Here is an 8,126-nt window from a genome sequence, read left to right as displayed (position 1 = left end):
GGATGCGGTGTAGAGGGGGTTGGTATTGACCACGACCAGGCCGGCTCGCATTGCCCCAAGCAGTACGACGGGATACTGCACGATGTTGGGTAACTGGACTGCGATACGGTCGCCGGGCTCCAGATCCGTATAGCTTTGCAGATACACCGCAAAGGCGTCGGCCAGCTCGTCGAGTTCCTGAAAGCTTAAGGTACGCCCGAGACTGGTAAAAGCTGGTTTATCGGCATATTGACTGCATGCCCATGCCGCAATATCCGTTACGTTTTTAAAGCCCTGAGGATTGATCGCCTCAGGGATAGAGTGTCCCCGTTCAACCGTCATAACCCTGTCCTCACTCCATGTACGCTTGCTGGGTTGCTTACAGAACTCATTCTAGTATGGCACTGAGACGAGAGGCGCGAGAAAAATGTGAAAGGATATCCGAATAGGAATTCCGTTAATCAAACGTTTGTTTGTTTCTCCTTGGCAAGCATGTGTAAGCCTTAAATATTCGCTAAATAGCCCAGAGAAATTAAAAAATCTTGTATTAAAACCAAGAGAAATAAAAAATAAAATTCATAAATATCAATCTGTTAATGTAAATATTCAATAACTTACCAAAAATATATTTGTAACAAATAATTCATATTTGAATAGTCGGATATTAAAGCCCACTAAAAGGTATGACTTTTTTTTGATCAGTGCTAGCCTTTAGGAGATGCGGTCTCACCCAGACCGCTTACCAACAATAAAAAAGACCTCTCAGCAGAGGGGCTAATACCTCTTGGTAAGCTTCAGAAAGGACATGACCAACCAAGTATTACAGAGGGCGGTTAACAATGAGGAGCAACCAACACCCTCCTATGGAGGAGCCTACACTCGACCGGAAACATAAACACGAGTTAGAAGCAGTACTGACCGATGAGGAGATTGAAGCAACGCTTTTGGAAAGGCTGGAAGCCTGTGAGTTGACATGGCGAATTGTTGATAAAGGTCTGCTGGACGACCACTAAACACGAGATACTTTTCTGCTCGCCGCCCCCGGAGACAGAACGGTTTAAGCAATAAACTAGTTTATTAAAATTATAAACCGGGGGCGCAATCCTCATACCTGAACGACAACACCGCCTCGCATCACCCCCGCCGTTTCTAAGCTATATCTTCTATATACTCAATTCTGAATCGACTGGTTGTTTTATTATGCAGACACCCCGTTTGACACATATTGCATTGCACGTGGAGGACATTGATGCGTGCGTTCAGTTTTATCGTCAGTTCTGTGGCATGGCAATTATTCATCAGCGTCAGCACGGTCCGAAAAAGATCATATGGATGGCTGAGCCTTCACGCGAAACTGATTTCATTTTCGTATTAATGAATGGGGGGCAGAATCTGGTGTTGGCGGATAACGACTATCGGCACTTTGGCTTTGCGTTAGACAGCCATGCTGCCGTTGATGATATAGCTCAGCGGGCACGCCAGGCAGGGAGTCTGGTATGGGAGCCCCGTCAGGAGCCTTTTCCGGTGGGCTATTACTGTGGACTGCGAGACCCTAACGGCAACTATGTTGAATTTAGTTACGGTCAGCCACTCGGTCCCGGTGCCGACGATTTCAGCAAACTTACTCCATCGAAAGACTCATAGCCCCGCGCTGTCGAATGTCAGTACATTCCCTTATACTGGCCGGTAACGATTAATCTCAGTGTGCAAAAATTCTCGTAGAGTGGATGGGGACAGATGACAACGATCAGCTCAGTAGGTGTAGTCGGTGCGGGACAAATGGGTTCCGGTATTGCTCAGGTTATCGCTGCCGCAGGCGTCGCGGTGCGAATCTCAGACGTAAATCTGCAAGCAGCACAAAATGGACTTAATAGCATCGCCAAGCGCCTGAATTCGCAGGTGGAAAGAGAGAAGATCACTGCTGGTGAGGCGGATACTCTGCTTCAGCATATTACACCGGTTGGCTCGCTGACCGATCTGGCTGATTGTGATCTGGTGATCGAGGCGGCCAGTGAAGACATAACCCTAAAGCTCAACCTGTTCCAGCATCTGGATTCGGTGTGCAAAGCGGGTACCATTCTGGCATCCAATACGAGTTCTATCAGCATCACGACCATTGGTGCGGCGACCAGTCGTCCGGATAAAGTGGTCGGTATGCACTTCTTCAACCCGGTGCCTGTGATGGCGTTGGTTGAAGTGATTCGAGGTCTCGCGACCAGCGACAGCACCTTTGACACGGCTAAGGCATTTACGGAACAGCTCGGAAAGAGCCCGGTCGCGTGTAATGATAAAGCGGGGTTTGTCGTTAACCGTATTCTGGTGCCGATGCTCAACGAAGCCTGCTATGTATTGGAAGAAGGTATCGCGAATGTAGAGGATATCGACACCGCGATGCAGCTGGGGTGTGCGCACCCGATGGGCCCACTGACGCTGGCCGACTTTATTGGTCTGGATACCTGCTTAGCGGTGATGGAGGTCCTGCATCACGATCTGGGCGAAGATAAATACCGCCCGGCACCGTTGCTGCGCAAGTACGTCGCAGCGGGCTGGTTGGGTAAAAAGGCCGGTCGCGGTTTCTACGATTATCGCTAAATTCAGTGATCATAAAACGCCCGTAGCCAGCTGATGACTCGGGCGTTTTTTTGTTTTTTCTTTGAGGTTTTACCCCTTTACCACAATACTAGTAATTCAAAGGGGGGAAACATTATGCGTCAGCTCACCCTAATCCGGCACGCAAAATCCTGTTGGAACGATCCGAGTCTCAGCGACTTTGAACGCCCGCTTAACAAACGAGGTCTGCGCGACCTGCCTGCTTTAGGAGAGCGCATTGTTAAGTTTGAGCTCTTTCCTGATCTGATTCTGAGTAGCGGCGCTGTCAGAGCGGTCACCACCGCTGAATCGGTTAGTCAGTCATTGGACATGCCTCTGGAAGAGATCCGGAAAATTCCCGAGTTATACGAGTCCTGCTACGAAACCTTACTTAACGTATTACAAAACCAATCAGACCGTTACCGTCATATCATGATGTTTGGCCACAATCCGGGGCTGCAAGATCTGGGTTATTTTCTCACCCATGATGTGCTGGAAAAATTTCCTACCGCTGGACTCCTGCATATCCATCTGAGTATCACCAGCTGGTCGGAGCTGGCAGAAAGCTGCGGTACGCTCACCCGTTTCGACTACCCCAAGCTTCATCAATAAGTACGCTGATCTCGTACCGCTGAACGTCCTGGGAGGTCACAACTCCGGCATTGCCTTTGTGCTAAAATTGCGTCGTATTCATCTTACTGATACTTCTACGGCGGATTATTCACGTTGGAACTCTACCTGCAATCTCTGGCGTTTACCGCCAATACCGTTGCACCGATCTTTTTTATTGTTTTCCTCGGTATCGTACTCAAGCGCATAGGCCTGATTGATGCCCCTTTTGTCAGCACAGCTTCCAGACTGGTGTTTACGCTCACGCTGCCTGCACTGGTTTTTATGGCGATCTCCGGCACCAATTTTCAGTCGGTGTTTAATCCCGATCAACTGATCTACTTTGTGGGTGCCACCCTAAGTTCTTTTGCCCTCTTGTGGTGGCTGGCAGCACGCTGGATCAAGGATGGCCGGGATCTGGGGGCGTTTATTCAGGGGGCATTTCGCGGTAACTACGGAATTATTGGCTTAGCGGTGTCCTATAACTTATTTGCGGACTCCGGGCTTGCGCAAGCATCGATCCTGCTGGCGATGGTGATCCCGCTGTATAACGTACTGTCAATTTTTGCTCTTACCTTACCGCTGCATAAAGAGGGCGGTTTAAAGTTCAGCTCAGCGCTGGTGGAAATTATTAAGAATCCACTGATTCTGGCGGTACTTTTTGCATTGCCGTTCTCATTTATGGGGTGGACGTTACCTGAAGTCGTGGAAAAAACCGGCCGCTATTTTGCTAACCTCACGCTTCCGCTTGCACTGCTAGCCATTGGCGGCTCCCTTAGCATCAAGAGCCTGAAAGACACCTCCGCCATGGCATTCTGGGCAACCTCGACCAAGTTGGTTATCTTGCCGGTGGGTCTGAGTATTGGTGCATGGATTTATGGTTTTCGCGGTCAGGATCTGGCCATGCTGTTTATTCTTTTTGGCTGCCCAACCGCCGCCGCCAGCTTTGTGATGGCAAAAGCCACGGGCGCGAACGGGGAATTGGCTGCCAATATTATTTTGACGACCACTTTAGGCTCTGTCTTGAGTCTTAGTGCAGGTATCTATCTCTTGCGTGTTTGGGGCGTCATCTGATTAGTCTCGCTGCATTTATTCAATCGGCGTATATTAGAAGCATCGAATTAAGATCCATGCACCGACATTAAGAGCTATAGTTGCCCATGACGTTTCTGGAAAACCTGCTAAATATCTATCTCGAAACTGCGATCTGGTTATTATTCGGTTTATCGCTGGCGGCGGTCATCAAAGGCTGGATTCCTGAGAAACTGGTCAAGCGCCTTCTCAGCGGAAAAGGTCCGGGGTCCGTCATCCGTGCCGCGCTGATCGGAGCTCCTCTTCCTCTGTGCTCGTGTGGCGTGTTACCGACCGCGATTGGCTTGCACCGCAGCGGGGATTCTAAGCCGGCCACCACATCCTTCCTGATAGCGACTCCAGAAACAGGCATCGACTCCATTTCCGTCACTTATGCATTGATGGGACCCGTGATGGCGATCATCCGTCCGTTCTCTGCGATCACCAGCGCGATTGCGAGTGGTTTACTGGTCCTGTTTTTTGATCGGGACGGGACGGCTAAAGCAACTGCAGATCAAAAAACTCCTGTAAAAAGCTGTTGTAGCAGCAAGCAGGCAGAGGAATCACCCGCAGAAAGTTCAGCATCGGATACTGGCTGCTGCTCCAGTAAAAAAGCGGCCGAGCCCGTTGCCCCTGTCATGACGACAACCAGCTGCTGCGGCAGTAAAAATGCAGCCGCCCCCCTTGCCACGGTCACAACAACAAGCAGTTTTTGCAGCGGTAAAAATGCGGTTAAAGAGGCTTCACCTCAGGCATCATGCTGCAGCAGCCAATCTAAAACTGAAACAACACCTACAAAAAAACCAGGTATCTGGGCTGGATTACGCTTCGCACTGGTTGATGTTCTGGACGATATAAAATACTGGATGGCGTTTGGTCTGGTGATGGCCGCTGTCATTGCATCACTGATCGAGCCGGGCAATCTCACTGCCTATGGTTCCGGATTAGGCGCTATGCTGCTGATGCTTTTGGTTGGCTTACCGCTGTATATTTGCGCCAGCGCCTCAACACCACTAGCTGCTGCACTGCTTGTTGCCGGATTATCCCCGGGGACGGTGCTGGTTTTCCTGCTGGTGGGCCCCGCTACAAACATCGCATCTCTTGGTATATTGATCCGGGAACTGGGTAAACGTGCGGTCGTCCTTTATCTGACAGGTATCAGTATCAGCGCGGTGGGTCTCGGGTTGCTGGTTGATGCCTTGCTGGGTGATGCCGCATTCGAGCTCGCTGCAGGTATTAGCGATCATCAATACGGCAGTGAATATATGCTGCTCCACTGGGTGGCAGCGGTTGTATTGCTATTGCTCACAATTAAACCACTGCGCAGCCGTCTGGGATTTTGAAACGCCATGCTAAAAATACTTACCTCCAGCCGTAACCAGAAACTGATTAACGCCATCATTGATGCGGACTTGGATAAGCTTGCCCGACTGCTGACGAAATTTGATGCGGCAGCCTTGGATGCTCCGTTACGAGATAAGCAATCCGCAGCAGAGGTTGCTATTAGTGCTCAACAACCCAAGTCACTGGAACTGATCATGAATCAGGGGTGTAATGCGAATGCACTGGCCAGTTGCGGCCGGCCTTTATTACTGTTGGCATTACAGCAATCTGAGAATAGCCTGAATCTGATCACCCAGTTGCTGCGAGCCGGTGCAGACGCCAATACGGATAATTTGCTAAGCGCATGTTTCTATCACTGCTCTGAAACCGAACAGATGGTGCATCTGAGTCGCTTGATTGAATACGGGAGCCAGCTCACTCAGGACCCCGATCTAATGCCTCTGGCATTAGGAACAGAGCGTCTTGAACTGATTCACTTCCTAATCAATTCAGGTGCAGAACTGCCTGCTGATATGGAATCGATACACTGTAGTGACGCCACACTGAGTTATGCCAAACGGTGCGTGGACGACCGCAGAGTGCGAGAAATGATGCAGCAGTTCTAAAATGACCTGGAACAATAAAAAACGGCTTTTGTGCACTTTGGAATCCATATTTTCTGCCAACCCTCTTCTCCTTTCAGAGAGCGTCTATACTGAATCTCTGTACGTTGTCCGCTCAGAGACGCAGCGATATTAGAATAATATGCGAAGAGGATTCGAAGATGTACTATCAGGCCGATCCGAATAAAGCACCGCAGTTGCAACGCGCAGAACCGCGCATTCGCAGGGAAGATATGATCCGGGAGCTGAGGCGCCAGGCTTCAGTATTAAGAGATGAAGGACAAACAGCCGCAGACTTCTTGCTGGCAGAGCAATACGAAACCACTGCAGATATGCTGAATTAGATACCGGAAGCCCCGGTATGAACGGCGACAATAAAAGCGATGCGCGATACAAGATCAGCTGCTTATGCAGCTGATCTCCGTTGTGGCATAGGCTGCTTTACTTCTGCGCCGCAACCACTGATACCTCGACCAGCAATTCCTGACGTGCCATACGCGCTTCCACACATGCGCGAGCAGGAGCGTGACCTTCAGGAACCCATGCATCCCATACAGCATTCATTGCTGCAAAATCCTTCATGTCACGAATGTACAATGTTGCGGACAGGATGTGCTCACGGTCACTTCCCGCCTGTTCCAGCAACGCATCAACTTTATCCAACATAGTCTGGGTCTGTTCTTCAATGCCCGCTGACGCATCCGCAGCAACCTGGCCGCAGAGATACACTGTGTTGTTGTGAATAACGATACGGCTCATACGCTGGCCGGTTTCCATACGGGTAATGCTCATCGGAAGACCTCCGGATTGAATTTAGTAGACGGAATTTTTACGAATAATAGCGCGCTTCGGCAGAAATAAAGCTGCGTTTTGCTGCGCCTTTCCAACGGAATTTGTTGTCTTTTTATCATATGCAGAGCTATTTGCCAGAGGGCATCCAGGCATCTTTCAAATATGAAATCTAAACATGCTGCAGCAGCACATCAAACGAAAGTTGACTGGTGAATCATTTTTATCTGATTGATATTAGAGACTCATACATGGGGTTATCGATGTTCAAACTCAGGCCCTGACGATCCACTGCTACACCGTTCCATCTCGTACTCCAACGAAAATACCCACGAACACCCCACAATAAATATAAAAGGAGTCACATTATGGATTTTCACGCACTGGCAGAAGCCACCGGCAACCCTTATCGTGCCAAATCTCACCGTAAAGGTGTTAGAGTAGAGAAGGTCATTCGTATTGTGCAGCATGGCAATCTGCCAGAGAGTATCACTCAGGCTGATAAAGCCGACACTACAGCTCACCGCGTCTGACCTGCTGTTACGTCTTATAGAACCGGGCACCATCGCCCGGTCTGACAGAAGGAATCCGACGAATGCCGTACTCTCAGTCTCTGCTTGACGAACTCAACCTGCTTAGCCAGTTTTCTCTGGAATCAACCCAGAGTGGCATCAAAGTCCATAACACGGCAGCAACAGAGATGATCGAAGCTGCACAGCGCTTGCACGATAAAGGCCTGATCACTCAGGACGATGGTGGCTATCTGACCCCACTGGGACGTGATGCGCTGGAGCATAGTGAAGCCCTGCTACTGATTCTGACCACTGAAAGTCGTCAGCCAATCTGATTATCTACGTCACAATATAAAAGCCACTGATAACACGGTGGCTTATGAGATGGTTCCCCGTATTTCAAGGCATATGTTTTGGAATGATCGACAGGAGATCCATCTCCCATCTCCTTTTCTGCAATAGAAGCCTTTGTAATCGATTCAGGTCCATTCTGCATTCGTGTTCCCGATGACGCTGATTCCGTCACTTTCAAAAAAACGCCTACGATAAAGCCCTTGAACTCCCGTTCACGCTGCAACTGTGCATTTTTGTATGCAGTGGCATCGTGAATTTTTCACTCAATGTCCGATAT

12 protein-coding genes are annotated in these 8,126 nt (G+C 49.5%); 10 read left to right on the top strand and 2 right to left on the bottom strand.

Translation table 11 applies throughout. The annotated features are described in order from the left end of the window. Positions 1-321 (bottom strand): AMP-binding protein (locus ABYW01_RS08625; RefSeq protein ID WP_372832083.1); only part of this gene is annotated, 321 nt, incomplete at its 3' end. A 497-nt stretch (positions 322-818) separates the two neighbouring features. On the opposite strand from ABYW01_RS08625, the gene ABYW01_RS08620 reads away from it, so the two are divergent. The 8 genes from ABYW01_RS08620 (at position 819) to ABYW01_RS08585 (ending at position 6,538) form a co-directional block, all read left to right on the top strand. Next, positions 819-992 carry a hypothetical protein gene (locus ABYW01_RS08620; protein WP_372832081.1) on the top strand — a complete coding sequence of 58 codons (174 nt, stop codon included), beginning with the start codon at positions 819-821 and terminating at the stop codon, positions 990-992. Between the two features lie 187 nt (positions 993-1,179). Next, positions 1,180-1,623, top strand: a complete 444-nt coding sequence (locus ABYW01_RS08615) for a VOC family protein (protein WP_372832080.1) — start codon at positions 1,180-1,182, stop codon at positions 1,621-1,623. A 93-nt stretch (positions 1,624-1,716) separates the two neighbouring features. Further along, positions 1,717-2,571 (top strand): 3-hydroxybutyryl-CoA dehydrogenase, encoded by an 855-nt coding sequence (locus ABYW01_RS08610; protein WP_372832078.1) that lies wholly within the window; start codon positions 1,717-1,719, stop codon positions 2,569-2,571. A gap of 114 nt (positions 2,572-2,685) precedes the next feature. Beyond that, a complete protein-coding gene (locus ABYW01_RS08605; RefSeq protein WP_372832077.1) occupies positions 2,686-3,180 on the top strand; it encodes a histidine phosphatase family protein in 495 nt (164 codons plus the stop codon). A 114-nt stretch (positions 3,181-3,294) separates the two neighbouring features. Further along, positions 3,295-4,251 carry an AEC family transporter gene (locus ABYW01_RS08600; RefSeq protein WP_372832075.1) on the top strand — a complete coding sequence of 319 codons (957 nt, stop codon included), beginning with the start codon at positions 3,295-3,297 and terminating at the stop codon, positions 4,249-4,251. Between the two features lie 86 nt (positions 4,252-4,337). After that, complete coding sequence (locus tag ABYW01_RS08595) at positions 4,338-5,591, top strand: SO_0444 family Cu/Zn efflux transporter (protein WP_372832073.1); 1,254 nt, start codon at positions 4,338-4,340, stop codon at positions 5,589-5,591. Between the two features lie 6 nt (positions 5,592-5,597). After that, positions 5,598-6,197, top strand: coding sequence for a hypothetical protein (locus tag ABYW01_RS08590; RefSeq protein ID WP_372832072.1), 600 nt, complete (start codon positions 5,598-5,600; stop codon positions 6,195-6,197). 158 nt (positions 6,198-6,355) lie between these two features. Further along, complete coding sequence (locus ABYW01_RS08585; protein ID WP_193953769.1) at positions 6,356-6,538, top strand: hypothetical protein; 183 nt, start codon at positions 6,356-6,358, stop codon at positions 6,536-6,538. 97 nt (positions 6,539-6,635) lie between these two features. Here ABYW01_RS08585 and ABYW01_RS08580 read toward each other — a convergent pair whose 3' ends face one another. Then, positions 6,636-6,986: a RidA family protein gene (locus tag ABYW01_RS08580; protein ID WP_193953770.1), complete on the bottom strand. Its 351-nt coding sequence runs from the start codon at positions 6,984-6,986 to the stop codon at positions 6,636-6,638. Between the two features lie 365 nt (positions 6,987-7,351). On the opposite strand from ABYW01_RS08580, the gene ABYW01_RS08575 reads away from it, so the two are divergent. Together ABYW01_RS08575 and ABYW01_RS08570 are read left to right on the top strand one after the other, a co-directional pair. Then, on the top strand, positions 7,352-7,516 hold the full coding sequence (locus tag ABYW01_RS08575) for a hypothetical protein (protein WP_193953771.1): 165 nt from the start codon (positions 7,352-7,354) through the stop codon (positions 7,514-7,516). 62 nt (positions 7,517-7,578) lie between these two features. Beyond that, the gene (locus ABYW01_RS08570; RefSeq protein WP_193953772.1) at positions 7,579-7,830 is read left to right on the top strand and encodes a TIGR02647 family protein; all 252 of its coding nucleotides are present in this window, start codon (positions 7,579-7,581) and stop codon (positions 7,828-7,830) included. Positions 7,831-8,126: the final 296 nt, after the last annotated feature.

Origin of the sequence: Pontibacterium sp. (assembly GCF_041587635.1) — a bacterium.
In the GTDB taxonomy this organism is placed as follows: domain Bacteria; phylum Pseudomonadota; class Gammaproteobacteria; order Pseudomonadales; family Balneatricaceae; genus Pontibacterium.
The sequence above is the reverse complement of the archived record's forward strand: the minus strand, read 5'-3'. Positions and strand labels throughout refer to the sequence as shown.

Excerpts from the sequence above, each read along its gene's own strand:
- ABYW01_RS08570 (WP_193953772.1), top strand. The coding sequence starts at position 7,579 with ATGCCGTACTCTCAGTCTCTGCTTGACGAACTCAACCTGCTTAGCCAG.
- ABYW01_RS08595 (WP_372832073.1), top strand. The coding sequence starts at position 4,338 with ATGACGTTTCTGGAAAACCTGCTAAATATCTATCTCGAAACTGCGATC.
- ABYW01_RS08620 (WP_372832081.1), top strand. The coding sequence starts at position 819 with ATGAGGAGCAACCAACACCCTCCTATGGAGGAGCCTACACTCGACCGG.
- ABYW01_RS08585 (WP_193953769.1), top strand. The coding sequence starts at position 6,356 with ATGTACTATCAGGCCGATCCGAATAAAGCACCGCAGTTGCAACGCGCA.
- ABYW01_RS08605 (WP_372832077.1), top strand. The coding sequence starts at position 2,686 with ATGCGTCAGCTCACCCTAATCCGGCACGCAAAATCCTGTTGGAACGAT.
- ABYW01_RS08610 (WP_372832078.1), top strand. The coding sequence starts at position 1,717 with ATGACAACGATCAGCTCAGTAGGTGTAGTCGGTGCGGGACAAATGGGT.
- ABYW01_RS08575 (WP_193953771.1), top strand. The coding sequence starts at position 7,352 with ATGGATTTTCACGCACTGGCAGAAGCCACCGGCAACCCTTATCGTGCC.
- ABYW01_RS08590 (WP_372832072.1), top strand. The coding sequence starts at position 5,598 with ATGCTAAAAATACTTACCTCCAGCCGTAACCAGAAACTGATTAACGCC.
- ABYW01_RS08580 (WP_193953770.1), bottom strand. The coding sequence starts at position 6,986 with ATGAGCATTACCCGTATGGAAACCGGCCAGCGTATGAGCCGTATCGTT.
- ABYW01_RS08615 (WP_372832080.1), top strand. The coding sequence starts at position 1,180 with ATGCAGACACCCCGTTTGACACATATTGCATTGCACGTGGAGGACATT.